The sequence below is a fragment of the Candidatus Venteria ishoeyi genome (assembly GCF_030378065.1).
Classification (GTDB): Bacteria; Pseudomonadota; Gammaproteobacteria; order Beggiatoales; family Beggiatoaceae; genus Venteria; species Venteria ishoeyi.
The window spans coordinates 1-24,983 of the sequence record NZ_JAUCGJ010000044.1 but is presented as its reverse complement, the minus strand read 5'-3'; the positions used below and the strand labels follow the sequence as shown (position 1 = coordinate 24,983).

General features: G+C 42.5%; 26 protein-coding genes and 1 tRNA gene. 6 read left to right on the top strand and 21 right to left on the bottom strand.

All coding sequences use genetic code 11. From position 1 onward, the window contains the following. Positions 1-2: 2 nt before the first annotated feature. The gene (locus tag QUF61_RS13945; RefSeq protein ID WP_289682240.1) at positions 3-665 is read right to left on the bottom strand and encodes a hypothetical protein; all 663 of its coding nucleotides are present in this window, start codon (positions 663-665) and stop codon (positions 3-5) included. A 514-nt stretch (positions 666-1,179) separates the two neighbouring features. Here QUF61_RS13945 and QUF61_RS13940 point away from each other — a divergent pair. The 4 genes from QUF61_RS13940 to QUF61_RS13925 all read left to right on the top strand — a co-directional run bounded on the left by QUF61_RS13940 (position 1,180) and on the right by QUF61_RS13925 (position 2,739). After that, a complete protein-coding gene (locus tag QUF61_RS13940; protein WP_289682237.1) occupies positions 1,180-1,428 on the top strand; it encodes a hypothetical protein in 249 nt (82 codons plus the stop codon). 154 nt (positions 1,429-1,582) lie between these two features. Beyond that, positions 1,583-1,816 carry a FitA-like ribbon-helix-helix domain-containing protein gene (locus QUF61_RS13935; protein WP_103919670.1) on the top strand — a complete coding sequence of 78 codons (234 nt, stop codon included), beginning with the start codon at positions 1,583-1,585 and terminating at the stop codon, positions 1,814-1,816. Then, positions 1,816-2,244: a type II toxin-antitoxin system VapC family toxin gene (locus tag QUF61_RS13930; protein WP_289682234.1), complete on the top strand. Its 429-nt coding sequence runs from the start codon at positions 1,816-1,818 to the stop codon at positions 2,242-2,244. Before QUF61_RS13935 ends, QUF61_RS13930 begins: the two co-directional genes overlap by 1 nt. 108 nt (positions 2,245-2,352) lie before the next feature. Beyond that, positions 2,353-2,739 (top strand): helix-turn-helix domain-containing protein, encoded by a 387-nt coding sequence (locus QUF61_RS13925; protein WP_103918582.1) that lies wholly within the window; start codon positions 2,353-2,355, stop codon positions 2,737-2,739. Positions 2,740-2,776: 37 nt separating this feature from the next. On the opposite strand, the gene QUF61_RS13920 is transcribed toward QUF61_RS13925, so the two are convergent. The 3 genes from QUF61_RS13920 to QUF61_RS13910 all read right to left on the bottom strand — a co-directional run bounded on the left by QUF61_RS13920 (position 2,777) and on the right by QUF61_RS13910 (position 6,199). Beyond that, complete coding sequence (locus QUF61_RS13920; RefSeq protein ID WP_103918583.1) at positions 2,777-4,123, bottom strand: PP2C family protein-serine/threonine phosphatase; 1,347 nt, start codon at positions 4,121-4,123, stop codon at positions 2,777-2,779. 64 nt (positions 4,124-4,187) lie between these two features. Beyond that, entirely contained in the window at positions 4,188-5,042 is an 855-nt protein-coding gene (phnD, locus tag QUF61_RS13915) for a phosphate/phosphite/phosphonate ABC transporter substrate-binding protein (RefSeq protein WP_177428142.1), read from the bottom strand. A gap of 773 nt (positions 5,043-5,815) precedes the next feature. After that, complete coding sequence (locus tag QUF61_RS13910) at positions 5,816-6,199, bottom strand: PilZ domain-containing protein (RefSeq protein WP_177428143.1); 384 nt, start codon at positions 6,197-6,199, stop codon at positions 5,816-5,818. Positions 6,200-6,503: 304 nt separating this feature from the next. On the opposite strand from QUF61_RS13910, the gene QUF61_RS13905 reads away from it, so the two are divergent. Beyond that, positions 6,504-9,521, top strand: coding sequence for a HEAT repeat domain-containing protein (locus QUF61_RS13905; RefSeq protein WP_103918586.1), 3,018 nt, complete (start codon positions 6,504-6,506; stop codon positions 9,519-9,521). On the opposite strand, the gene QUF61_RS13900 is transcribed toward QUF61_RS13905, so the two are convergent. The 5 genes from QUF61_RS13900 to rnr all read right to left on the bottom strand — a co-directional run bounded on the left by QUF61_RS13900 (position 9,516) and on the right by rnr (position 16,102). After that, the gene (locus QUF61_RS13900; protein ID WP_289682230.1) at positions 9,516-10,274 is read right to left on the bottom strand and encodes a PIN domain-containing protein; all 759 of its coding nucleotides are present in this window, start codon (positions 10,272-10,274) and stop codon (positions 9,516-9,518) included. The two genes, QUF61_RS13905 and QUF61_RS13900, sit on opposite strands and share 6 nt — an antisense overlap. Beyond that, a complete protein-coding gene (locus tag QUF61_RS13895) occupies positions 10,271-10,702 on the bottom strand; it encodes a response regulator (RefSeq protein WP_289682229.1) in 432 nt (143 codons plus the stop codon). The genes QUF61_RS13900 and QUF61_RS13895 overlap by 4 nt, the downstream gene beginning before the upstream one ends. After that, complete coding sequence (locus QUF61_RS13890) at positions 10,695-12,572, bottom strand: tetratricopeptide repeat protein (RefSeq protein ID WP_289682228.1); 1,878 nt, start codon at positions 12,570-12,572, stop codon at positions 10,695-10,697. The genes QUF61_RS13895 and QUF61_RS13890 overlap by 8 nt, the downstream gene beginning before the upstream one ends. A 35-nt stretch (positions 12,573-12,607) precedes the next feature. Further along, positions 12,608-13,804 carry a YCF48-related protein gene (locus QUF61_RS13885; protein ID WP_289682227.1) on the bottom strand — a complete coding sequence of 399 codons (1,197 nt, stop codon included), beginning with the start codon at positions 13,802-13,804 and terminating at the stop codon, positions 12,608-12,610. Between the two features lie 132 nt (positions 13,805-13,936). Then, positions 13,937-16,102, bottom strand: coding sequence for a ribonuclease R (gene rnr, locus QUF61_RS13880; RefSeq protein WP_103918591.1), 2,166 nt, complete (start codon positions 16,100-16,102; stop codon positions 13,937-13,939). Between the two features lie 46 nt (positions 16,103-16,148). On the opposite strand from rnr, the gene QUF61_RS13875 reads away from it, so the two are divergent. Then, a tRNA-Leu gene (locus QUF61_RS13875) sits at positions 16,149-16,235 on the top strand. 168 nt (positions 16,236-16,403) lie between these two features. Here QUF61_RS13875 and QUF61_RS13870 read toward each other — a convergent pair. The 12 genes from QUF61_RS13870 to QUF61_RS13815 form a co-directional block, all read right to left on the bottom strand. Continuing rightward, positions 16,404-16,748, bottom strand: a complete 345-nt coding sequence (locus QUF61_RS13870) for an H-NS histone family protein (protein WP_103918592.1) — start codon at positions 16,746-16,748, stop codon at positions 16,404-16,406. A 182-nt stretch (positions 16,749-16,930) separates the two neighbouring features. Beyond that, entirely contained in the window at positions 16,931-18,016 is a 1,086-nt protein-coding gene (locus QUF61_RS13865; protein WP_177428144.1) for a hybrid sensor histidine kinase/response regulator, read from the bottom strand. Positions 18,017-18,029: 13 nt separating this feature from the next. Next, complete coding sequence (locus QUF61_RS13860; RefSeq protein ID WP_289682226.1) at positions 18,030-19,856, bottom strand: ABCB family ABC transporter ATP-binding protein/permease; 1,827 nt, start codon at positions 19,854-19,856, stop codon at positions 18,030-18,032. Beyond that, positions 19,853-20,692 (bottom strand): tRNA pseudouridine(38-40) synthase TruA, encoded by an 840-nt coding sequence (gene truA / locus QUF61_RS13855; protein WP_289682225.1) that lies wholly within the window; start codon positions 20,690-20,692, stop codon positions 19,853-19,855. Before truA ends, QUF61_RS13860 begins: the two co-directional genes overlap by 4 nt. After that, the gene (locus tag QUF61_RS13850; protein ID WP_289682224.1) at positions 20,689-21,393 is read right to left on the bottom strand and encodes a hypothetical protein; all 705 of its coding nucleotides are present in this window, start codon (positions 21,391-21,393) and stop codon (positions 20,689-20,691) included. The genes truA and QUF61_RS13850 overlap by 4 nt, the downstream gene beginning before the upstream one ends. A gap of 70 nt (positions 21,394-21,463) precedes the next feature. Next, positions 21,464-21,946 carry a DUF7004 family protein gene (locus QUF61_RS13845; protein WP_289682223.1) on the bottom strand — a complete coding sequence of 161 codons (483 nt, stop codon included), beginning with the start codon at positions 21,944-21,946 and terminating at the stop codon, positions 21,464-21,466. A 41-nt stretch (positions 21,947-21,987) separates the two neighbouring features. Beyond that, the gene (locus tag QUF61_RS13840; RefSeq protein ID WP_289682221.1) at positions 21,988-22,215 is read right to left on the bottom strand and encodes a type II toxin-antitoxin system VapC family toxin; all 228 of its coding nucleotides are present in this window, start codon (positions 22,213-22,215) and stop codon (positions 21,988-21,990) included. Between the two features lie 185 nt (positions 22,216-22,400). After that, positions 22,401-22,550, bottom strand: a complete 150-nt coding sequence (locus QUF61_RS13835; RefSeq protein WP_289682218.1) for a hypothetical protein — start codon at positions 22,548-22,550, stop codon at positions 22,401-22,403. A 1-nt stretch (position 22,551) separates the two neighbouring features. Beyond that, positions 22,552-22,800, bottom strand: coding sequence for a hypothetical protein (locus QUF61_RS13830; protein ID WP_289682217.1), 249 nt, complete (start codon positions 22,798-22,800; stop codon positions 22,552-22,554). A 106-nt stretch (positions 22,801-22,906) separates the two neighbouring features. Further along, on the bottom strand, positions 22,907-23,473 hold the full coding sequence (gene pth / locus QUF61_RS13825; RefSeq protein ID WP_286018959.1) for an aminoacyl-tRNA hydrolase: 567 nt from the start codon (positions 23,471-23,473) through the stop codon (positions 22,907-22,909). Positions 23,474-23,508: 35 nt separating this feature from the next. After that, positions 23,509-24,144, bottom strand: coding sequence for a 50S ribosomal protein L25/general stress protein Ctc (locus QUF61_RS13820; RefSeq protein ID WP_103918597.1), 636 nt, complete (start codon positions 24,142-24,144; stop codon positions 23,509-23,511). A 137-nt stretch (positions 24,145-24,281) separates the two neighbouring features. Further along, the coding region (locus tag QUF61_RS13815) for a methyltransferase domain-containing protein (protein WP_289682215.1) at positions 24,282-24,983 on the bottom strand (702 nt) is incomplete at its 5' end.

Sequence of the window (24,983 nt, the reverse complement as noted above, 5' to 3'; positions counted from 1 at the left end):
CGTTATTCCTCATAGCTGCTGACTATAAATGAGAAAATACCTAAAATTTTATCAATCTCATTGAGAAAAAAGCGCGAGTTATCAATTTGTAACTGTTTATTTTCTAAACGCATAAAATGCCAGTCATAAGCATTGGTGACACAACCATACATAAAATTCAGTGGCGTATTATTTTCCTGATTAAACAGCATGGCTGCATACATTTCTGCCGCGCATTGCGCAAAACCTTCTTCCAAAGTACGATTTTTAGCTTCAACCAAACAAAAGATAGGCGCAGTTAATTCAACTGTATTCGATTCATGACTTAAAATAAAATCACAAAAACCACCTAAACCTGCTTCTGGAAGATCTAAACTGACACCTGAAAAAATACCAACTTTATCAGGGTGAGTACGGTGAACCTCTTTTAGCACAGGTGTAATCAAAAACTCTGACTTTGCCTTTTCTGTGAGTAAACTGTACTGCCGAGATTCCTCCAAGTCATCCTGTAATTTTGCAGAAGGTGTTACTGATTTAATTTGAGAAAATAAATCATTTCTTTGATGGCTAATATCTAATTCATGCTGTAGTTTTTGCAAAGACGTAAAATCCGAATAAGCCATGACGAGTCCTTTGATAAAGGCAATAAAAAATGCGTATGAAACAATATCATACACATTTTTCATAGCTGATAACAGATAACACCGCTTGAAGCGGTGTTATCTGTGTTGGAGTGATTAAAAATTCCTGATTATACCGCTTTGTGTGGGATAGGCTTATAAAAAAAGGGAGGCCAAGATCTATAATGCAGCAGAAATCACAACAAATCAGATACACTAATGACCTTAACCTCCAGTAGTAATAAGACCACAGAAACGGACCCAAAACAAGAAAAAGATCAGCCAATTCCATTATCAAAAGCATTACGCTTACCGATAGATGAAGCCGATTAGGAAGATCTGATAAATAATCCTGAATTATTTCCAGAATCAATATCTAAAGGGTATCATTTACATGGGGTTACACGCTGTTCAATAAAGATGAATTTACGCTTTAGGCGTATATTGATAGATCCAAAAGGTGTTTGTTTTTGCTACAACATTTATCCAAGTTTTGTGATGCCTTTCAGTAAACGGCTATGCCAAGATTGAGCGCGGGGATAATGATATTAATCTGAAACGGCTACAGCAAATAGCGGATGTGATAGGCATAGAGCTTATCCATTTACTGGGTCTGAATGAACAGAATGTTTTTAATGTGCTGGATCACTGCACTACCAATAACTTTGGTCAAGGCAGCATCATATTAAGCGAAACCCAATGCGCTCATGAGTTGGAAAAATCCCGCTTATTATTGCTGGAGCGTGACAAGGAGGTTGATTATCTTAAAAACGAAAATCAGCACTTACAGAAAATGATTGAGTTACTGAAAACGCAAAGTATTGGCTGAATATTGCCAGATTCTATATCTGTTATCAGGGTACTTGTTTCATTTGCTATCAATGCTATCATTATATTCAGAAAAGGGCCTTTTATAACGTCAGAAATTCGACTGGTCTTATCCATTCCCGGGCGTAACTGTAAAACTGATATGAGGAATAACAATGGCAAATTTAATTGTACGTAATATTGATGATGATATTGCCAATGCGCTGAAAATAAAGGCAAGCCAGCATGGGATTAGTGCTGAGGCAGAACACCGGAAAATCCTGGAGCAGGCATTAACCCGACCGCAAAAAAAAAGTTTTATCCAGGTATTAAGTCAGATGCCGGATGTCGGTAAAGATTCAGATTTTACACGGATACAGGATAAATCCATAAACCCAGTATTTGACTGATGTATTTATTGGATACCAATATTATCAGTGAACAGCGTAAACAGGAGCATGCCAATCCCGGTGTCAGGCAGTTTTTTCAGCAGGCAGCAAAGCAGGGAGCACGGGTATATATCAGCGTCATTACCATCGGTGAATTGCGCCGGGGTATCGAATTGATCCGACACCGGGGCGATAAGGCTCAGGCTGAGATGCTGGAGTTCTGGTTGCAGACAATACTCAATGATTATGCGGATAATATACTCGATTTTACAGCAGAAGAGTCGCAAGTCTGGGGGCGTTTACGGGTACCACATTATGAAAATGCATTGGATAAACAGATTGCGGCTACGGCACTCATCTATGGATTAACTCTGGTCACCCGAAATATCAGTGACTTTACAGATACGGGCATCCAACTATTAAATCCTTTTAGTCTCGATATTTCATAGGAGTGAGGATGAAATAAATGCAGAAACTGGGCGCAGGATTTTTATTCATTTTCAAGGCGTGAAAACAGGCGCATAGCAAGCTATGTAACTGTTTTCACAACGCAGAAAATGGAGAAAAAGACCAGCCAAGTTGCTGAAGTTATAAAATTCTCACTCCTAAGAACAGATGATGAATTAAATGCTGCTTTAGCTGAAATGGAGCGGTTATGGGGTAGTGCGCCCAATACTCCAGATGGGGATAGATTAGAAGTTATTGCTTTATTAGTGGAAAATTATGAATCAAAGCATTACTCCATCACTCCACCTGATCCTGTAGAGGCTATAAAATTTAGAATGGATCAAGCAGGCTTAACCAGAAAGGATTTAGAGCCTTATATTGGTAGTAAAGGCCGCGTATCCGAGGTTTTGAATCATAAGCGCAGCCTGTCTCTCAAGATGATTAGAAACCTTCATAATGGATTGCATATCCCACTTGAAAGTCTTATTACCGTGTAGCGAAAATGGCGGATGTCGTTATCATTTATTCACCCTTTTATTCGCGCTTCAAAATCAATAAGGTTACATCATCATCAGTTTCTTCTTTACCCATAAACGTCAACAAATCTGCAATCACTTTGTCCTGTATATCCTTAGCTGGCTCAGACCAGTATTGACTGATTATCTGACACAAGCGTTCCACACTGTATTGCTGTTTTTTATGGTTACGCGCTTCCGTTAAGCCATCGGTATACAGCACAATGCCATCCCCAGGCTCCAGGAAAAGCTCCCGATGCTGAAGAAAATGGCTGATATCCTCTTCCACACCAATCATAAAACCCAGATCAATGGTGTCAATGCGTTCCACCTTACCCGCTTGTTTTTCTTCAGGCGTACCCTGATGGCGAACAATCAAAATTTCTTCATGTTGCCCGGAAAAATTCAAATGCCCCTCATTATAGTCCAGCAAAGATAAGGTGATAAACTTATCCATATTCATGCGCTGAACATTGTTAAAGACAGTTTGATTGACAACATCAAGAAATTCTTTGGTATCCGTTACCTTGTTATTTTGTAAAGTGCGCACAATGGTTTGCACCATTAACATTAAAATACCACTTTCCAGACCATGCCCTGTGACATCGCCAATACCAATTTTAATATTGCCATCTTTGCTCAGTACATCATAATAATCACCGCCGACTTCCGAAGCCGGTTTCATATAACCTGCAATATCCAGTTCTTCTATCTGCTTAAGTTCATCTTGTGAGGGTAAAATCATTTGTTGCAAGCGACGGGTAATATCCAACTCCATACCCATGCGGATATTGTCTTTGAGTGCCGTACCTAACTCTTCCGTGCGACGCTGAATTTCCATTTCCATCGGTTTTAAGGCCACGCTGCGTATTACCAACCACAGTGCAACGACCAATAAAACAAATAATGTGATAAATAAATACATTAATTGTTTATTCAGTTCATAAACAATGTGATGCATAGCCTTAAGATCGCGCACCAGATACAAATTCAGGCTATTGCCATTCACAAATTCCAGTTTTTTATGCACGGAAAAAGTGTCTTCAGTTAATACTTCTCGACTATAGTCCACTAAAATAAAACCATTTTTTAATTTAGCCTTTAAGTGCACCACATGTTCGCGTTTTTCACTCCAACGGGTCAAAAATTGATTAATTTTTGCATATTCATGTTTCAGAAACTGCTCACTGACAAACTCAGCAATCAGCTCCACTTCCTGGTAGGCTTGTTTTTTTTCTTCTTTTAACAAGGAATCATGTTGATTAGAGACGATTACCAAAGCCGCACTGAATAAAAATACCAACAACACAGCGATAAAAACCAATAATAACAAGCGTTGTCGCATGGTAATGGAAAGTTTTTTCATTATTTACTCTGATTGGAGATTACCGCTTGCTCAAACCAGAACAAACGGCAATAGTCATAAAAAACTAAGGGATATTACGTTGTTTCAGTGTCGTTAAGATGATGCGTAAATTATCATAATCTTCATTGCTGACACTGACCAAGCCACTGAGTGTTTTTTTAATCGCCTTTAACACCTTGGTATCTTTTAATTGCAACATCGCATCACGCAGTGCTTCGACATCGCCTTGCGGTAAGTTGCTACGCGCAGCAAATACATGTTCTGAAATCTCAGGCGTCCATTGCAGTACTTTTAAGCCTTTTGCTTCATATTTATGCGCCACCTCTTCTTTGACACCACCGGCATCAAATTCTCCCATCAAGACACTGAGTGCCACGCTTTCATGATTTCCAATAAATTTGAAAGCTGCCAGGGTCTCTGCTGTGACACCGGCATCTATCAACATATAACGGGGTACCAGATGACTCATGGTGGAATGAGGAGAACCAAAAGCAAAATGCTTGCCTTTTAAGTCCACCAGATTTTTTATCGGACTATTACCTGCAACGATGATCGCGCCCCGGAAATAGGGTTTACCTTTGATTTCCAGGCGCGCCAGTGGTTGTTGAGTCTCATGTTTTTCTAATAATTGAACATAAAGCGATGGACCCATATAAGCAAAATCAACCTTCCCGGCAATAAAATCCTCCAGATGATCCTGATAACTTTTTGCCACATGAATGCGTACCGTTTTAGCGGTCTTTTGCGTCAGATATTCAGCCAATGGCCCGAATTTATCAAATAATTCCTGTGCTGATAAGTAGGGATGTATCCCAAAAACCAGTTCATCTTGTGTATCCTCAGCCCAACTGCCAAGTGGTGCAAACCACAATAAACCGAGCAATAGGCAACGTAAAAGCCGGTGTTGAAAATAAGACATTGTCTCTCCTCCAATGGGTGTCATATGATGCATATTTTTCATACGACACAGATGCTGGCCAGTTCAGCTATCACATCATGTGTTATACCAAATGTTTGACCATGTCACAAATCCATAACATTTTAGGTCTATAACAATTACCAAACATTTTCATTATCCATACTACCTGAATTTATCCGATAAGGAACGCAGATAAAATAAGAAGTGAAACTGGACGCAGGATTTTTGTTCATTTTCAAGGCGCATAACTTCTAAAAGTGTCATTTGTTAATGACCTTGGTGTAAAAATTTACAAAATACAAGTGGGCAGCGTGGATAAGTTTATTTTTAACGGGGAAAACTATCAAAAAAAGGGGCATAAAATCGGGAAAAGTTTAGCTATACTGGGGTATAAATATCATTTAGCGTGGAAAATATAAATATATCAATAACGCTTAAGTTAAATCAGGGGCATAAAACTAAGCTTAATGCCCTTGTTAATCGCGCTTTATGCACATGTTATGATATAGTTAAGTTATTGTTTAAGCTTAATTAAAACAAGTTATCCCCGTTTATTTCAACACTAATAATAATAATAAAGCTTTTAAATACTAATAATATTATTAATATTAAGGAACGGGAGAGAAGTGAGGTATCGAGAGAAATTTCAGCTGCTCGTTGAACAACGGCAGCTGAAAATAAACCAGGCCATATACTGCCTTAACAAGTGATGCTTAAAATGACAGTATAGAAAGGAAATAAAAAATTTTGTCTGAAAATGCTTGATAATTAAATTAAACCAGTTTATCCAGGCTTTCCACGATATGTTCAATAGCATCTAATGCCTGCTCACTGATGTCTGTAAACATAAAACCTGTACGATAGAGATCAGGATTAATCGCAATCCAGCGACTACGTGCCGTCATCTGGATAGTATTAAATCCAGGATCCGCATCTCTCTGGTAAATTAAAGCGTTGCGCAAATCCTCAATATGGATTTCCAAGGCATATTTTTTACCCAGTTCAATGCATTCCTGGCTGAATAACATTAGCCCTTCCGGTGTCAGATCAGCAAGATGTCCCAGCACTTCTCCTGTTTCCTGATAATATACCGGCAGAAATAATAAAAGTTCACGTCGCTTGCTACGGCGACGTTCTTTTGCAAGTGTGCTATCCATGGTATTTCCAGTTGTCATAGTGAAACTCGACCTTATTTTAGATGATTTGAATATTTAACTGATGTTACGCAGGGGCCTCATTTTTGGCTATATTGATTTTTGTACTCAAAAAAACCACCCCTGCGCAATGCTGTTTGATCCCGTGGGAGCAAAAAAACACATCGAACCTCCAGGATGATTATTTTCCTTGCGGTGCATAACTTCAATATTTAAATAAACAGGTGGTGGCATAGAATATGTAAGCTTTACTTACATGACAATGAAAGTCAAAAAGTAAAGCATCTTAAATGCCGGTTAAAGTATTATGGATACCCTGGAACATTATCTTAGACGACTGATTGTCCGCTATCAAACATTAGCGCATGGTATTTTTCAAAATATCTGGCCGCAGGGTTTACCCCTGGATGAAATTTATGTGCCATTAACGGTGCGAATTGAAGCGGGTATGGCGGAATTGCCGGAAAATCTGCATGATGCTGAGTTGCAGCACCAGTTGTTGCAGGGGCAGGAAAGCAAAGAGCCGCAAGCGGAAATGACCGGGCGTGAGCGCTATTGGGCAAAAAGTGCTTCAGGTTTAACGATAGAGCGTTTATGGAAATATGGGCAGCAATGGGTGTTATTAGGCGGCCCTGGCGCTGGGAAAACCACCTTATTGCATTATTTGGCCTTAACCCATGCCCGAGCACTGCAAAAAAATATGCAGGTGCGTTTGCCTATTTATATCAATCTTGAGAGCTTTGCGCATTTTTGGCAGACCCAGCCGCATTATTCAACTTCTGAATTTCTGCCCGATAGTATTTTACAATATCTGCAACAAGTGGGGGGGGAAGTTAATTTTTCGCCCAGCCATGAGGACGAACCCAGTCCACAGGTGAATACGCAACTGGCCGATATTTTACAGCAAGCCTTGCAGGAACATCGGGCCTTATTATTGTTTGATGGCTTAGACAGTATTCATGATGCGGCTTTGCGGGATCGTTGCTGCGGTGCAATACACGCTTTATTGCAACGCTTTCCTGGTAATCGTTGCTTATTAACCGCGCGACCTATCAGTTATCGCCCCGGTTTGTTGGGAAATAATTTCCGGATAATTACGCTGGAAGCTTTTACCCCGTTACAAACCCGGCGCTTTTTTCAACAATGGTTGCGCCTGGCAAGTCCAAAAACAGAAGAAGCTGAGGCAAGTCCCGCAACGTACACAGATTCAACACTGCGACAACGTATTCAGCAACAGACTGAAGCCCTGGTATCGTGTATTGATCCCGATAGCGACAGGTTATTTGAAAACCTGAGCAGTCCATTATTATGTACTTTATTAGGATTGATTCAGCAACAAAACCAAACCTTGCCCAGAAATCAGGCAGATTTATATCGCTTATATATCACCCTGTTTATCCAACATGGTTTTATACATACGCAGCATACGGAAGCGGTGAACAGTGCTTTACTGAATATTGATGAAATTCGGGAAATTCTGGAGGATATTGCTTTATATATTCAGGAAAATCGAGTGGATAACCGCGTGCCACTACAGAATATACTGGAAGTGGTGAAATATTATTTAGAACAGCGGCAACCGGTGTCGGGAGCACTGGAAAACGAACAGAAATTGAATCTGTTACAAGATTTAATCAAACAAAACCAGGGCTTATTGATTCATTATGGACAGGAAGAATACGGCTTTTTCCACCTGACTTTCCAGGAATACCTGGCTGCCTGCGCGATTACCCGTAATCCTGTGCAAATCGACCATTATTTACAACGTTACCTGTTTAACCCGCATTGGCAGGGTATTATCCGCCTGGCAGCGGCGCATCAAGGCATGTTAAGCGAATCTCTGGGCAGCGCATTTATCACCATGATTCAACGTTATCCCCATGTGCGGGAAGCGGATATGCATTATGCATTTCGTATTGCTTTTCATTGTTTGCGTGATACTCAGGTATCTTTACAAACTGCTGACCAAATGTTTCAGACTGGGGTGCACTTGTACCTGACCCATCCTGCTTTGCAACCGGCCTTAATTCGTTTATTACGCCAGGTGCAGAACTTACGTTATACCCCAGCCGCAATCCAGCCTTTATTTCACGCTATTTCCCATCCAGAGGCGGTGGTGCGTGCTAAAACAACTGAGTTGCTGGGTTTGTTGCGAGATGAACATGCTTTGCAAGTATTAATGTTATGCGTACAAAAAGACAGTCACGCCTTAGTGCGAGGCAAAGCCGCAGAAGCACTTGGACTTTTTCAGCAGGAAACAGATGCTGCGCCCCTGTTACTGAAAACCTTAAAAGAGGATCGGGCGTTTTATGTGCGCCAATATGCTGCGCACAGCCTGGCAAAAATTGATGAAGGTGGCAGTTTCCCCGCTTTACTGGCCGCAGTTGAAGACACTGATCCGCTGATTCGCGCGCGCATGGCCGAAGCTTTAGGTTGTTTCGGGCGGCAGGAAGCAGTGCCGTTCCTGGTACAGTTACTGAGTAAGGATACCTCCAGTAGTGTGCGTTGGCGGGCAGCGGAAGCCCTGGGTAACTTAAAGGAACCGCTGGCAATTGCGCCACTGCTACAAAGTCTGAAAAATGAAAACTCTCCTGTGGTGCGAGGAAGAGCAGCAGAAGCCCTGGGCTATTTTAAATCAGAAACTGTGATTAAAAAACTGCTGGAAGCTTTAGAACAGGATCATTATCCTGCGGTACGCTGGCGGGCGGCAGAATCATTGGGTTATTTACAAAATAATGAAGCAGTACCAAGCTTGCTTCATGCCTTGAAAAAAGACCCTGACAGCTCGGTACGTTGGAGTGCGGCTAAAGCGTTGGGACAAATTAAAGAACCTGTCAGTTTGGCAATGTTACTGAAAGTGGCGCGAGAAGACAAAGACCCTTCAGTACGCTGGAGTGCAGCGGAAGCCTTAGGACAGTTGCACCAGTCTGAGGCCGTGCCCGTATTATTACAAATCCTCGAATATGAAGCCTATCCCCTGGTACGCGGCAAAGCCTGTGAAGCCTTGGGACATCTCAATGAACCCAGCATAACCCCCATGTTATTGCAAATATTAAGCAATGATGCAGCCACCAGCGTGCGTGCGCAGGCGGCAGTGGCCTTAGGTCGGCTGCAAGATCCCAGCGCCTTGATGCCACTGATGAGTGCAGTGCAACATGACAAGCAGGCAAAAGTACGCTGGAGCGCGGCAGAAGCCCTGGGTAATCTGAAAAATCCGGCAGCGATACCGGTGTTATTACAGGCTTTGCATCAGGATACGGAACTGACGGTTTCCTGGCAGGCGGCGCAGGCTTTAGAATTAATTGATTTGGGGGGGTTGTTATAAAAAGTTATCTGGTACGGTTTCTATGTCATCCAGTTCAGGATCGAAATACTTCAAGTTGATGCAATCACAGGCGCATTTCATCTTTGCTGTGTTTAAACCGCGAGATTTGCCGCCATCGGAAGTTACCAAGGTGACTGGGGGTTGCAGCATTTTAGCCGTGGCAATATGCAAAGCATCATTAGTGTCTAATCCACAAGCACCCTTACCTCTGGCATGGTTTAACATTAATTCCCTGGCATAGCGATATGCGTCTTCTGCGACAGGCACAAGTTGAAAACGATGGCGGGCGCTATGACCAATATCCTTGCGCAAGGCTTCTAAAATTGTGTCCATTTCAAGTTTTCTGAGTTCCATTTTATTGGAAGACTTAGAATGTTTACGTGAATGAGACATCATACATTTGAGAAATTCATCGCCAGTTAAGGCGGATATATGGGCTTGTGCTGTTTCACTGAGTCCTTGTACTTGATGTAAAGCTTGTAAGAGTGCGTTTATTTCAGACTCATTAAAGGCTGGTGTTGGCTTGTTTGAAGCCACGCCAATGGGTGTGCGTGAATGGCGCGTGATACGTCCAATAAATTCAACATAAGTCAGTTCCGATACATACACCTGGGCGGTTTCACTTAATTCCCGTACTTTTTCACCACCGGTCATTGCCTGATAATGTGGATGTTTTCTTTGCAGCGTCCTCATGCCGTCACGATAAAACGCATATAGAGCGTTGGTGTCCAGATAATAACGTTCCATACTCATGCTTCAACTGGCGGTAGCTTGGATAAGATTTGATTTACTTCCTCCAGCGGCACACCGATAGCCAGTTTTTTAATCAATGCGGCAAAATCTGTATCGTTCAGACTGGATTTATCCACCCAGTCTTTTACGCTGCGTTGTAGACGTAGGGCTTGCACCGCCTCTTCTTTACCACCCATACCCGTTAATATCACCGCATAAGTATCAATATTGGCGGCATCCGCCCGGCGTATCATCTCCAGACCATTCATTTTTGGCATTTTTAAATCCACCACCGCAACATCAAAACGATCGGTTAATAATTTTTCCAGGCCCTCTTCGCCATTAGCCGCAGTTTCCACCTCAAAATCATAATCTTCCAATAATGCTTTAATTTCTTTACGTTGAGCCGCTTCATCATCAACCACTAAAACGCAATATTTATCATTCATTGTTATACTCCTTCCGGGCAATGGGTAAAGTTACAATAAAATGCGCACCATCACCTGCTGATTTTTGATAGTCAATTTTAGCATTAATTTCAGCCAGCGCCTGCTGAGTAAAATATAAACCCAGCCCGGTACCCTGTGTTTTTTCACTGTGAAACGGGGAGAATAAATGTTCAACCTGTTTATCAGCAATCCCCGGGCCGTTATCTTTCACCTCGAAACCACTGCTTTTTTCATTGCGCCAGGTTTTTATCCAAACCGTGGCATTATTGTGACCTTGCACTGCTTCCCGCGCATTAGTCAATAAATTACTTAAGACTTCTTCCAATACGAAATTATTGGCATAGGCTTGTAGTTCTTTGCTTGCTAAATCTAATTCCAGGCTTACGTCATGACTTTGAAACTGACCGGAAAAATAGTCTTTAACCCGTTCCACCAAGGCATTTAAATCAATCATTTCCCGCTGGCTGCGATCCCCGTTGGCAAAATTACGAAAATTTTCAATAATACTGTGCAGTCGATCAGCTTGATTTAGTACAGTTTCAAAAATCTCTCGGCTTTCTTGCGGGGTTAAACCTTCAGGTTTATTAAGCCGCCGTAAACCGCGTTGTGCTGCCATGCGGATAATACCGACGGGGTTATTGATATTGTGGGCAACGCCGGTTGCCATTTGCCCAAGATAACTGAGTTTTTTGGTTTCTTCCAGTTCTATGCGTTGTGTTAGATTAATACCTTCTAACTGATTTATTTTTTCTTGTAATTCTAAATAATTTTTTTCTATCGTTTTATAAAGAGGGTGATTTTCATCTTTAAATACTTTTTTGATAATAGTTCGTGCTTTTTGGATATAGCCGTGTGCTTTATCATCTTGACCAAGTTTTGAGTAAAGTACGGCCAAATGGTTCAGGACAGAAGCGACACCCGGATGCTCTAGGCCTAAACTTTTTTCTAAAATAGGCAGGGATTTTTCATATAAGTCTCTGGATTTATCATAGTCTCCTATTTTTGAAAAAATACCAGCAAGATTAGTCAGACTGGTTGAAATCTCAGGATGATCTGAGGGTAATTTTTTTTCTTGAATTTCTAAGGCTTTTTTATGCAAAGATTTGGCTTTATCATATCTCTTTAAACTTGCATAAACGGTGGCAATCTTGTTAAGACTAGAAGCAACAAGAGGATGAAGCTCGCCAAAGTGTTTTTTCCTGCTCTCCAAAGCCTGCTGATATAATTCCATGGCTTTGTCATGTGTATCTAAATTTGCATAAATATTGGCAAGGCTATCGAGATGGGAAGCACTGTCTGGATTATCCAAACCAGCATATTCTTTTTGGATTCTTAGAGCTCTTTCAGCTAATGTTTTAGCTTTATTATAATTATTCAGTTTGATGTAAATCCCAGCCAAATTATTAAGGCTGTTAGCAAGATAAGAGTGTCCGTAAGGTAATTGTTTTTCTTGAATTTTTATTGCTCGTTTAAGGAAATATTTAGCATTATCATATTCGCCTAGTGCTATCAGTATGGTTGCTAAGTCATTTAATGATAAGGCAATTTCATGATGTTCTGCCCCTAAAATTTTTTCTTGAATAGCTAATGCCTTTTCAGCTAAGCTTTTTGCTTTTTTATATTGATGTAATTCATTGAATGCTAGCGATGCATGAGCTAATGCATTTGCCTGCTGTATTTCACTATTAGGGGTATTTAAATCTTTCAGGGTATGCAAATACTTGGCAGCAGCTAAAAACTTATCCGCAGCCGCTTGATGTCTTTCATTATCTGCATATTTTTCCCCGGCTTTAAAGCTTTCTTCCGCCAAGCGTAATATTTTTTTTGGATTTTTCTGAGTTTTTAGTTTGTTATGGCTGGATTTAGACATTTTATTTATTTTTTCTGGGCAAATTTAAATAATTACTATTGCTCTGCGATGCCAACATCCAGCAGTAAAAATTGTATAGGCCCAAAAGGCGTGGGGTTCTGCCATTGTAAGGTGGCGTGATAGGTTTGTGGCTGTTCAGGATTGATAATATCCAGGCAGGGGATATGCAGCATTGCCGTTGCCGTATCGTATTGTGCGCGGCATTTTTCGGAGTCTGTTGGCATATTGGTTTGATAGTGTAAAACCAGGTTGTTATTGCCGACTGCCCAGCCATTGTCTGGATTAAGCATATCAATGGCTTCCGGCTGCTGTTCCAGTGCGGTTTCGTGCCAGCTTATCCCGCCATCCTGACTGTGCCAGATAGCCAATTCGCTGATTATCCAGCCATGTTGCGCATCAACAAAGTCGCCTGCGCGCGGATAGCCGCAAAAATGTCCGACATTTTCCCAGCTTGAACCATGATTTTGAGTGGTGTAGACGTAACCCAAAAAACTGGTCGTGCTGGTTTCCGTTCCTGACTGTGGACTGCAATCTAAATTGGCTTGTGGGTTGGCGCTCCAAACTTGGTAAGCAATCAGCCAGGCTTGTTCTTGGCTGGTAAAACCCAAATCCATTAAATAATAAACAGGTTCAGTGGCTTGTAACTGCCAGCTTTGCCCGCCATCAGCGGTAAATTCCACGCCATTGCGTCCCGCCCAGTTTGCAATCCAGATATGATCGGCATCTTGCAGGTATACAGATGTTGTACCCATGGCGGGATTTGGCTGCGTGTTTTGCGCGCGTAATTCCCAGTTTTGTCCACCATCTTGCGTCAGTAAAAAATGTGTCGTATCGCTGGAGACGATAGCACCAATTTGATTATCGACAAAATAGACATCACGCAGCTCCGCAGCACTGGGAACGGTTTGTGGCATCCAGTTTTGACCGCCATCCTGGGTATGTACCAGCGTGCCTTGCGAACCCACGGCCCAACCAGTATTTTGATCGACAAAAAACAAAGCATTTAATTTGAGTGTTGCAGCAGTGCTGCGCTGCCAGCTTTGACCGCCATCCCGGGTATATATGACATGACCGGAATCCGTGCTTAAAAAACCGTGATCTTCATCCACAAATTGTACGTCGGTAAAATTCATGGCTTCCGGCAGTCCCAAATCAATGGTTTGCCAGGCAGCATAGGCATTCAGGCTATTAAAAAAAAATAGCAGGCCGAAGATCAAATGTATTGTTTTCATCTGTGTTCTCCTGTGCCGTAGGGTGGAATAGGTGCGCCCGTGATATTGGATTTGGGTAACTGCTATCACGCACCGTATTCCACTATTTTTATCGGTAAATTATTGGGTGAAATATGCTATCGCTATTCCACCTTACACTTCAACAAAATCAATCTTGCGCTCATCCAGATCCACCCGCGTAACCTTGACGCTGATAGGATCGTATAAACGATACACCTTGCCGCCACGTTCACCGCGTAATAAATGATTGGCGGCATCAAAGTGGTAATAATCACTTTTTAAGGTGCTGATATGCACCAGACCTTCCACAAAAATTTCTTCCAGTTCCACAAATACACCAAATGAGGTGACAGCGGTGATGCGTCCCTGTGCGGTTTCACCTACTCGGTCTTGCAGGTATTCACACTTCAACCATGCGGTTACATCGCGGGTGGCTTCATCAGCGCGGCGCTCGGTCATGGAACAGTGTTCACCCAGTTGTGCCATTTCTGTGGGGCTATGGTCAAATTCTTCGGGCTGTTTGTTGTGCAAGCGGTGGACGATGGCGCGGTGGGTGAGTAAGTCCGGGTAACGCCGAATCGGTGAGGTGAAATGCGTATAGGCATCATAAGCCAGACCAAAATGTCCAACATTTTCCGGGGTATAAATCGCCATTTTCAGACTGCGCAGTAACACGGTCTGGATCATTTGTTTATCCGGGCGTTCCTGGATGTTTTGTAGTAATTTGGCGTAATGTTTGGCATTAGGTGCTTCTTTACCATATAACACTAAACCCAGCGGTTTGAGAAAACTGCGTAATTGCTCCAGTTTTTCTTGTTCCGGTCGGGCATGAACCCGATATAAAAACGGCATTTCTTCGCTGGCAAGGAAATTAGCTGTCGTCACATTCGCCAATAACATCATTTCTTCAATGAGTTTATGCGCGTCATTACGCACCACCGGCACAATATTTTCGATTTTTTTGCCTTCGCCGAAAATAATGCGGGTTTCCGTAGTTTCTAAATCCAATGCACCGCGTTTTTCCCGACGTTCGCGCAGGCATAAATAGAGATTATGTAAATTTTTCAGGTGCGGCAGTATATGGCTTGCCACTGCATTTTCATCACCATCTAGTGCTGCGCCAACCTGGGTATAGGTTAAACGCGCCGCAGAGCGCATCACGGCTTGGGTGAAGCGATAACGGCGCACCCCGCCATAACGGGTGACAAACATCTCGCATACCAGGCACAGGCGATCAACATTGGGGTTAAGTGAGCATAAACCGTTGGATAAGGCTTCTGGCAGCATTGGTACCACGCGGTTGGGAAAATACACTGAAGTACCGCGCTCGTAAGCACCTTGATCCAGGGCGCTGCCGGGTTTGACATAATGTGAGACATCCGCAATTGCGACCAGTAAGCGCCAGCCTTTGCCGTAGGGTTCACAGAAAACAGCATCGTCAAAATCGCGGGAGTCTTCGCCGTCAATGGTCATTAACGGGGTTTCACGCAGGTCTTCACGGTTTTTCTTGGCGCGGGTGGGTACGGTGCGCGGTAGTTTTTTGGCAACTTTTTCCACCGCCTCTGACCAGTTGACGGGAATATTGTGGTCATGGATGGCAATGTCGGTTTCCATGCCGGGGGCCATGTGTCGGCCTAAGACTTTAATGATTTCTCCGACTGGCGGTTGGCGTTTTTCCGGTTGTTTGATCAGTTTGATAATGACCATTTGATCGGGTTTTGCCTGTTTCTGAGCATCATCAGGAATCAATATATCCTGGGCAATTCTGCGATTGCTGGGAATCACATAAGCCACGCCTTTTTCTTTAACAAAACGTCCTGCCAGGGTTTCGGTGCCGCGTTCTAGCACTTCGACGATGGCACCTTCACGGCGTCCCCGGCGATCCTTGCCCACCACTTGCGCCAGGGCTTTATCACCATGAAACACGCTGTGCATCTGACGTTCTGATAAAAATAGATCGTCACCGCCTGCTTCCGGGATTAAAAAGCCGAAACCATCGGGGTGGCCCATGATACGTCCGCGTACCATATCCATTTTTTTCGGCAGGCCATAGTCACCGCGCCGGGTGCGCATGAGTTGTCCATCGCGTTCCATGGCTTTCAGGCGACGGCGTACACCTTCGAGTTGTTCTTCATCTTGTATATTAAGCAGGGCAGCTATTTTTTTCCAACGCATTGGAATGCCCTTGCTTTCCAATTGCGCGATAATGAATTCCCGACTGGGAATCGGGTTTTTATATTTTTTAGCCTCTCTGGCTGCAAATGGATCTTTTATAATTTTCTTTTTCTTTTTTGACAATTCAAAATTCCTTTGTTATATTACGCATCTTTCTTGACCCACCTAAGCCGAGGTGGCGAAATTGGTAGACGCGCTAGCTTCAGGTGCTAGTGGGGGAAACCCCGTGGAGGTTCAAGTCCTCTCCTCGGCACCAGATTTTTATTTTTATCATCCAATGATAAAGATTTATAAAAAGCACTGTTTTTACAGTGCTTTTTTTATGCCCGGAAATATCATTCCAAGCTGAATTTAAGTGCTGAATTCAAGTTGAAATATCCCTGCCTAAAATAATCACACCGCCTTCAAAGGCGGTGTGATTATTTTATTCGATACCAGGGATTTTCAGATCTTCGAGTTCACCACCCGTATCGAGGTGCGCACGTACCCAACGTGGTTTCATGCCTAATCCAGTCCAGGTAATATTGGAATCTTCAGGATTCTGGTATTTTGGCACATATTTCTTTTTCTTACCTAATGGTGCTTTATCATCTGCCCAAACCACTTCTTCAATGACCAAGCCTACTTGTTTAGCCATTTTTTTGAATTGTTTCAGCAGATCTTTTTTAGTATTGCCTTTTTTCTGATTAATCAGCGTTTTGATACGGCTCTGCATCATTGTCAGATCATCAATAGCCAAGCCAGAAAGTTGTTTTTCTAAATCACTCATTTTGAGTTAGTTCCTCATGTATTCTAAGTAGCCATGTTTCTATAAGATAGAAACCTTGTATTTATAATGTACACAAGTGCCGCAAAAGTCAAATAAAGTCGACTATTTTTTTAATTAATTAATCGTAAGTTTCTTTCTGTATTAAAGATGCCAAAAAAAGTTTATACCACACTCAGCCTGGATTAATTGATTTCCACACTAAAGATAGTGCCTGTGGGTTGATTGGCACGTACATGGATATTACCATCATGCGCATCAACCACCATTTTACAAAAAGTTAAGCCTAATCCAATTTGTTTGAGTCCTTTCTTTTTCAATTCGACCACTTCATATTGATCAAAAATACGCTTGCGATCACAGGCAGGAATACCCACGCCCTGGTCTTTGACTTCCATGTGGATACCAACGGATTGTTCAGTGCTGGCGATGTATTCAAGTGTAACGGTGACTTCGCTGTTTGCAGGAGAATATTGCAAGGCGTTAGAGAACAGGTTAGCAACAACCCGGCTGAATAAACTCTCATCGAGTTCAATCATTTTTGATTCTTCTGGTAACTGAAAAGATAAATGTATATTTTTAGAGTGCGCAATAATTGTAAAGTTTTTTTCAGCTTCTTGTAATAAATCTAATATATCAACAGGTGTTTTATTTAAGTGTAATTTACTTTGTTTCAGTTTAGCCATCATCAGCATATCACTGACAAAACCATCCAGACGCTCAGCAGAAAGCCGAATCATGTCCAGATGCTCGCGCTGATTAATATCTGTAGTATTTTCTGCCATTAAAGCGGTATGTAATTGAATAGAAGTAATCGGGCTGGACATGTCATGCACGATCATATTGGTCAGTTGTTCCCGCAGGCGCAGGGTTTTTTCCAGCTCATCATATTGTTGTTTGATGCGTAGCATGGAGCGTACACGGGTAATTAATTCCAGTTTATTGACAGGTTTTTGCAGAAAATCATCAGCACCCGCTTCCATGCCTTTAACCAGTGCTTCTTTTGCATCTAAGACTGTAACCAGAATCACAGGAATATGCCGCCATTGCGGATGTGCTTTTAATTGTTCACAGGTCTCAAAACCATTAAGTTGCGGCATAACCACATCAAGAATAATCAAATCAGGTTGTGCGCCGTGTTTTAGCATTTCCAATAAGGCAACGCCACTGTTGCAGGAGCTCAGGTTATACGCCTGTCCTTCCAGCATCATCTGGATATACGTGCGCATGCTCAGTTCATCATCAACTATCGTGATATTTCTGGCAGACATGGGATTTCCTTTATTATTGGGTTTGGGCATGTTCTTTTTCCAACCATTGTTCTTCCTGCTGCAAGGTCCACATGTGTGCATACAAGCCTTGCTGTTGTAGTAATTCATGATGTTTGCCGCGCTCAATAATGCGCCCGGCATCCATCACTAGAATTTGATCGGCATCAACAATGGTTGATAAACGATGCGCAATCACCAGGGTGGCGTGATTTTTTGCCAGATTTTGCAGTGCCTCCTGGATCATTTGTTCACTCTGTGAATCCAGTGATGAGGTTGCTTCATCAAAAATCAAAATCTGTGGATTTTTGAATATGGCTCTGGCAATGGCAACCCGTTGTTTTTCACCACCAGAAAGTTTCAAGCCGCGTTCACCTACCCGCGTCTGATAGCCTTCCGGCAGCTTTTGAATAAAACCATCCAGGTTGGCTAATGTGGCAGCTTGTTTTACTGCGGCTTCATCTGAACCTGGCATGGCATAGGCAATATTGTAAAACAGCGTATCATTAAATAATACTGCATCCTGAGGTACGATACCGATAGCCTCACGCAGACTGTGTTGGGTGATGCTTCTGATGTCCTGCCCGTTCACCGCTATCGTCCCATCTGTAACATCATAAAAACGGTATAAAAGACGCGCCAGAGTGGATTTTCCCGCACCACTGGGGCCGACGACAGCAACTTTTTCGCCTGATTTGATAGTGAAATTAATGTCATGCAAAATCGGGCGTTGCGGCTGATAAGCAAAAGAGACCTGAGAAAACACCACGCTGCTTTGTTGGCTCTGATTCTTTTTGGGCAAGGTTTTGGCATCGGCTTTATCCTGAATTTCTGGCTGCTCATCCAGCACCTTAAACAATAAATCCATATCTGCCAGCGCATATTTAATGGCGCGATAAACCACGCCCAGAAAATTTAGCGGGATAAATAACTGTAATAAAAAGGCATTGACCAGCACCAAATCACCCAGGGTCATGCTGCCATCCACCACGCCCTGTACCGCAAACCACATAATCAATGTGATGCCAATGGCGGTAATCGCGCCCTGACCAAAGTTTAAGGCAGACATGGAAACTTGACTTTTAATCGCGGCTTCTTCCCAGGCATCCAGGGTTTTATCATAGCGTTTTATTTCAAACTGCTCATTGCCAAAATATTTAACGGTTTCATAGTTGATTAAACTGTCTACTGCCTGATTATTGGCTTCTGATTCCAGGGCATTCATTTGATGGCGAAAGTGCATACGCCAGTTGGTGATGCTCAGGGTGAAGGTCACATACGCCCCCACTGTCAGAAAGGTAATCAAAGCAAACTTCAAATCATAATGACTAAATAAAATAACTGCAATTAATAAAAACTCTGCGGCGGTGGGCAGAATATTAAAAATCATATAATTTAAAATCGAAGAAATACTCTGGGTGCCACGGGTTAAATCACGGGAAATCGCGCCAGTTTTACGATCTAAATGAAAGCGCAAAGAAAGTTGATGTAAATGCCGTAACACACTTTGCGATAAACGCCGCATGGCGCGATACCGCACCCGTGCAAAAATGGCATCGCGCAGTTCATTAAACAAGCTGGAAGAAAGTTTCAATGCACCATAAACCAACAGCCATAACAGTGGAAACACCAGCATGTTTTCGGGCTGTTGCTCCAGGCTGTCAATAATTTCTTTTAATACCAGCGGCACGCCGACATTTGCTACTTTTGCCAGAATCAGCACCAGCAGGGCCAGCAATACCCGTCCCCGGTATTCCCAGAGATAGGGCATCATATTGCGTAGATTCTGCCAGTCATTGCGGTCAGTGTGAGGGCCGTCAGTGCGCTGAAAAGAAGGACTCATGTCTTCCAAAATCCTGTTCTGGCTGTTTCAATGAGCGTTTGCCAGGGTTGCGGGTAATCCACGCCAGTTAAGTACAAGCCGTGGGGCGATGCGGTGATGCCGCCATCGCTACGGTTACGGGTTTCCAGCACGGTTTTTGCCCATTCTGGCGGCGCTTTGCCCCGACCTATGGTCATCAGGACACCGGCAATATTACGCACCATGTGTTGTAGAAATGCATTTGCGGATACCTCGATATGAATAGTTTCGCCAAAACGTTCTACTTGCAAACGGCTAATATGACGGATGGGACTTTTTGCCTGACAACCTTTGGCGCGATAGGCGGAAAAATCATGTCTGCCCAGCAGGTGTTCTGCCGCTGCCTGCATCCGTGTAACATCCAGGTCATGATAAAACCAGGTAACTTGTCCGGCTTTAATCGCTGGGCGTACTTTGCGATTAAGAATGATATAACGGTAATGGCGCTGAATCGCTGAAAAACGTGCATGAAAATCACCCGGCATAGGGCAGGCCCAGGTGATGCTCACATCATCAGGTAATTGGCTGTTAGCGCCGAATGCCCAGGAATACATGGAACGCTCAATATCGGTTTCGATGTGAATCACCTGCTCGGTGCCATGTACCCCGGTATCCGTGCGCCCTGCACACATCACGGCAATTGGCTGATTGGCAACCTTGCTTAAGGCTTTTTCCACGCATTGTTGCACCGTGCGCACGCCGCTGCGCTGTGATTGCCAACCCTTAAAGGCATAACCGTTATATTCCACACCTAAAGCGATACGGGGTGCTTGCGGATAAAATGCCGGACGTGGTTTTGTCGTGTCCTGTAGGCTCATGATTGTGATAATGACTGCGCCATCATCGCCAGACGAATACGGGCATTGCTGACTTCTTTACCAGCTTGTTCTAGTTGTTGAATTAAAGCCAGGGCAGTGTCACAAATAATCTGGCAATGTTCCGGGTCAAACAAACTCATGGCAGCACGTAACGAAGATTCTTCTTCTGATAATAAGGTTGGGACTAAATCTTCTGGATGAATAGGAGTATCCGGGCGTAATAAATGAGCGACCAGGGGATGTTCCAATAAATTAAAATGCAGGGTTCGCGCCTGTGTTTCTTTTTTGATTTCTTCCAGGGCTTTGGGGTCGTGTTCCCCGCTTTGTTGAATGGATTGCATAATTAACAGATTGAGCTTTTTCAGGCCAGCTTTTTCGGCACTGAAATCACTACCCAGACCTGCGGCATATTCATATAAACGATCAATTTTATCTTTCAGATCAAAAATTAATTCTGATTGTTCTTTAGATTTTAAATGCACCACTTGTTCCAGTAAGGCATTAAAATCTTCAGTAAACTGTATGCGTTCGGCTTCATCTTTACGCTGTGCTTCATTAACAAGGGGCTGATCAATATGTACGGGTGTTGTGTTTTCGTTATTATTATCTGCTGATAAAATAATTGAAAATAAGGGGTTATTATAACGACGTTGCAGATCGCGTTCCCAACAACCGGGGTGTTCGCTGAAATATAAAGACATTGTGAATGTATCCTGTAAAATGCGCTTGTTACTATTTTAACCTGAACTTTAAGCTAAAGTCTGTTATCCCTTAAAACCCCTTTTCCCGACATATTTTATCCAGTTCCCGCCACTTTTTACCACGGCTGAAATGCGCGGCAATATCTGGTTTTAAACCTTCCACTAAAACCTGGTGCATTCCCAGGCGTTTAATGCGCTTTTTCAAAACAGCATGTTGTTTATTTTCTTCGGCAACCATGCCTGCATATAAAATGGTGAATAATTTATCCATTTCCAAGGCATCATTACCATAATGACTGGCGAGGCGGGTAATGCCTGCAAGCATTTTAGGGTTTAAGCGGGCATTGGTGTAATCGAAAATTTTGACAAAGTCCTGGTAGATTTTTTCTGGACTGTGGATTTGAGAGAGGGCTTGCAGACGAGTAAAGTATTCGCTGTCTTTCGGTGGTTTACGCTGTTCCTGGCTAACCAGATAAATGCACCAGTCATCAAAGCTGCCCCTGTCAAACTCCAGTTGACTGTTATCCGAGAAAACCTTAATTATTGTTTTCATTATCAAACAGAAACCATTAAATCAGTATTAATTTTGATTGGTCACTTATATTTATCAATAACATTAATGCTCAAATCATGTGTGATGTTGATCAATCGGTCATCATTTGTCCATAAAGCATGGCATTGATGATGTTGCGCACAAGCTAAATGTAAGGCATCAGGTGTCTTTAAGCTGGTGTGGGTGGCGCGTAACTGTGCTGCCATATCAAAGATAGTTTCAGGTAATGGCAAGCATAAAGCACAATTAAAAAACTGCTGATAGCGCATTTGCAATACCTTATTTCCTTTTCGATAAGGAGTGAGGATGAAATAAATGCAGAAACTGAGCACAGGATTTTTATTCATTTTCAAGGCGTGAAAACAGGCGCATAGCAAGCTATGTAACTGTTTTCACAACGCAGAAAATGGAGGAAAAGACCAGCCAAGTTGCTGAAGTTATAAAATTCTCACTCCTAAGGATAAATCATACACTCCAATTGCACTAATGGGCTGTAGGCAATGTCTTCTTCACCAAGGCTAGCAAAGGCATGCTTTAGTGCATTAATTTGTTCCGCTTTTTCTTCTACCCAATAAATAACAATGCAACTGTCTAAATAAACCATATCAATCCCATTGATTACGGTTTGCCTGGATATAATCATCAATCGCGGTGCTTGAACGCTGATCGGAACAAGGTATTTGATGGATTTTTCTGAGTTTACTCAACAAAGAACTGTCCATATTATCTTGTTGCTCGTCCGGATAAGTATCCATAATAGTAATCAATACCCGCACAGGCTTGTTTATCTGTACAGGTTCGGTAAATTTCAACCCTGTTTTAGGGTCATAAAGTGCTTCTAATGTTGTGTGCATTTTACATCCTTTAAACAAACTGAATCGCCTATCAAGCTTAGTTTATTATAGGCATAGAGTAAAATCTTGATTGTTTTTTATGGTTAATATTTTTTACAAAAAAATATTAATGTAGCTGATTCATGGCGGCATCAAACTCGCCTTTTAAAACTTTGTCCATAACCTGCAAACTGCGTTCTATGGCGTGTTCAATATCGCGGGATTCAGAGAGGGAGGGACGTTTTAAGACATGATCCACCACCTGCTGACGCTGACCGGGATGACCCACGCCTAAGCGCAAGCGTTTGAAATCCTTGCTACCCAGTTGCGCGATAATATCCCGCAAGCCATTGTGACCACCATGTCCGCCACTGCGTTTGAGTTTGGCAATACCGCTGTCTAAATCCAGGTCATCATGCACGACCAGCAAACGTTCCGGGGGAATGCGGTAAAAACGTAACAAGGCCGCGACTGAACGACCGCTGTGGTTCATATAGGTGTCGGGTTTTAACAGCCAGATACCGGATGTGGTTTTTGTCAGTTGCCCGTGTACTTTTTTTTCTGGGCGAAAGGCACCGCCGCCTTCTGCCTTTAGCAGGGCATCCAAAAACCAGAACCCGGCATTATGCCGGGTATCCTGGTAGCGGGAGCCGGGATTACCCAGCCCCGCAATGGCGAGAATTGAAGATTCCAAATCAATAAATCAACATAAGATGTAAATGACGTTTATCAGGCTTCGGCTTCGCCGCTTTCTTCACCTGCTTCTTCAATTTCATCTTCATCACCGCCACGACCTTTATGTACGGTGACAACAGGAGAGTCATATTCTGTGCCATGCACCAATGCGCTGATGGTCACGCCTTCTGGTAACACGAGATCGGACAGATGCAGGGTTTGGCCTAATTGAACTTCTGTTACATCGACTTCAATGTATTCTGGCAGATCTTTAGGCAAACAAGTGATTTCAACTTCAGAAACCTGATGTGAAACAACACCACCACCTTGTTTAACACCTTCGCAAACATCTTCGTTGATAAAGTGCAATGGTATCAGCATTTGCAGGGCATGATCAGAACTGACGCGGAGGAAATCAACGTGCAGAATTTGTACGCGGCTGGGATGACGTTGCACGTCTTTTAATACCGCCTGCTCAACCTGATCACCGATTTTCAGATCCAGAATGTGAGAATAAAACGCTTCATGGTCTAAATGATGAAGAATTTCAGTATGCTTGAGCATGATATTAGCAGGTTCTTTATTACCGCCATAAACGATGGCAGGAATTTCACCACTATGACGCAGGCGGCGGCTCGCACCTTTCCCTTGCGTGTCACGCGCTTGCGCAGATACTTCAAATTGACTCATGGTTGGATACTCCAGTTAAAACTTTCTGACCCGCGACCAGGATTCAGAAAGCTGGATGTGTCATAAAATTAGGCCACATCCTGCAAAAAAACCGGCAATTATACCAAATAATTCTGGAAAAGTTAAGAGCTAATGATTTATTTTAATAAGAAATCTTCTTTTTTCAAGCATAAAACGGAACTTGGCGTATAACCTTTCCATTCTCGCTCAGGAATATTATATTTAGTTAAGTCTTCCTCTGAAAAATAGTTTCTCATATCATATTCATCCTCTAGATTATACAGTTTACCTAAAGACATCTGTAGATCAGTTGTACCAAATCGCCTTACATGATCATGTTGACCAAAACGATGAACTTTATCCTCATCAGTAAGTTTTGGTGACGTGCAACAATCATAAAAACCAGGTAAAAAAGGAATAGAGCATACCATGCTTGCATTAGCGTGCATGATTCTATGTAAGTGATATAAAACATAGGTATAGTTGCATGGAATATGTTCCATTACATGACTATGGATGATTAAGTCAAAAGATTCGCTTGAAATTGCCTCTAAATCATGACATAAATCCAGTTTTTTAATATTTTTGATATTATCATACCTTTCTGGATCTAAATCTACAAAAGTACAGTTATCACCTGAAATTTCAATGAGATAGTCTGCTATTCCTTTTTCTGGAGCAATATGTAAGACGCGAGTATTTTGCTTGACTAAATTATATTTTTTTATAAACATTCCAATAACTCTTGTTCTTTCCAGTGACCCACACTTAGAACAACGTGCTAATTTTCGTTTATGCATATTTACAAATTTAGTATTTCCGCAGATACTGCATTCTAT

Bases quoted from the DNA above. Each gene is read 5' to 3' on its own strand.
- QUF61_RS13885 (WP_289682227.1), bottom strand. From the start codon at position 13,804: ATGAAAACAATACATTTGATCTTCGGCCTGCTATTTTTTTTTAATAGC.
- QUF61_RS13820 (WP_103918597.1), bottom strand. From the start codon at position 24,144: ATGAGTCAATTTGAAGTATCTGCGCAAGCGCGTGACACGCAAGGGAAA.
- QUF61_RS13835 (WP_289682218.1), bottom strand. From the start codon at position 22,550: ATGGTTTATTTAGACAGTTGCATTGTTATTTATTGGGTAGAAGAAAAA.
- QUF61_RS13925 (WP_103918582.1), top strand. From the start codon at position 2,353: ATGGAGAAAAAGACCAGCCAAGTTGCTGAAGTTATAAAATTCTCACTC.
- QUF61_RS13845 (WP_289682223.1), bottom strand. From the start codon at position 21,946: ATGAAAACAATAATTAAGGTTTTCTCGGATAACAGTCAACTGGAGTTT.
- QUF61_RS13840 (WP_289682221.1), bottom strand. From the start codon at position 22,215: ATGCGCTATCAGCAGTTTTTTAATTGTGCTTTATGCTTGCCATTACCT.
- QUF61_RS13860 (WP_289682226.1), bottom strand. From the start codon at position 19,856: ATGAGTCCTTCTTTTCAGCGCACTGACGGCCCTCACACTGACCGCAAT.
- QUF61_RS13865 (WP_177428144.1), bottom strand. From the start codon at position 18,016: ATGTCTGCCAGAAATATCACGATAGTTGATGATGAACTGAGCATGCGC.
- QUF61_RS13895 (WP_289682229.1), bottom strand. From the start codon at position 10,702: ATGAATGATAAATATTGCGTTTTAGTGGTTGATGATGAAGCGGCTCAA.
- phnD (WP_177428142.1), bottom strand. From the start codon at position 5,042: ATGTCTTATTTTCAACACCGGCTTTTACGTTGCCTATTGCTCGGTTTA.
- QUF61_RS13945 (WP_289682240.1), bottom strand. From the start codon at position 665: ATGAAAAATGTGTATGATATTGTTTCATACGCATTTTTTATTGCCTTT.
- QUF61_RS13830 (WP_289682217.1), bottom strand. From the start codon at position 22,800: ATGCACACAACATTAGAAGCACTTTATGACCCTAAAACAGGGTTGAAA.
- QUF61_RS13900 (WP_289682230.1), bottom strand. From the start codon at position 10,274: ATGAGTATGGAACGTTATTATCTGGACACCAACGCTCTATATGCGTTT.
- QUF61_RS13935 (WP_103919670.1), top strand. From the start codon at position 1,583: ATGGCAAATTTAATTGTACGTAATATTGATGATGATATTGCCAATGCG.
- QUF61_RS13920 (WP_103918583.1), bottom strand. From the start codon at position 4,123: ATGAAAAAACTTTCCATTACCATGCGACAACGCTTGTTATTATTGGTT.
- QUF61_RS13850 (WP_289682224.1), bottom strand. From the start codon at position 21,393: ATGTCTTTATATTTCAGCGAACACCCCGGTTGTTGGGAACGCGATCTG.
- truA (WP_289682225.1), bottom strand. From the start codon at position 20,692: ATGAGCCTACAGGACACGACAAAACCACGTCCGGCATTTTATCCGCAA.
- QUF61_RS13930 (WP_289682234.1), top strand. From the start codon at position 1,816: ATGTATTTATTGGATACCAATATTATCAGTGAACAGCGTAAACAGGAG.
- QUF61_RS13910 (WP_177428143.1), bottom strand. From the start codon at position 6,199: ATGGATAGCACACTTGCAAAAGAACGTCGCCGTAGCAAGCGACGTGAA.
- QUF61_RS13905 (WP_103918586.1), top strand. From the start codon at position 6,504: ATGGATACCCTGGAACATTATCTTAGACGACTGATTGTCCGCTATCAA.
- QUF61_RS13870 (WP_103918592.1), bottom strand. From the start codon at position 16,748: ATGAGTGATTTAGAAAAACAACTTTCTGGCTTGGCTATTGATGATCTG.
- QUF61_RS13890 (WP_289682228.1), bottom strand. From the start codon at position 12,572: ATGTCTAAATCCAGCCATAACAAACTAAAAACTCAGAAAAATCCAAAA.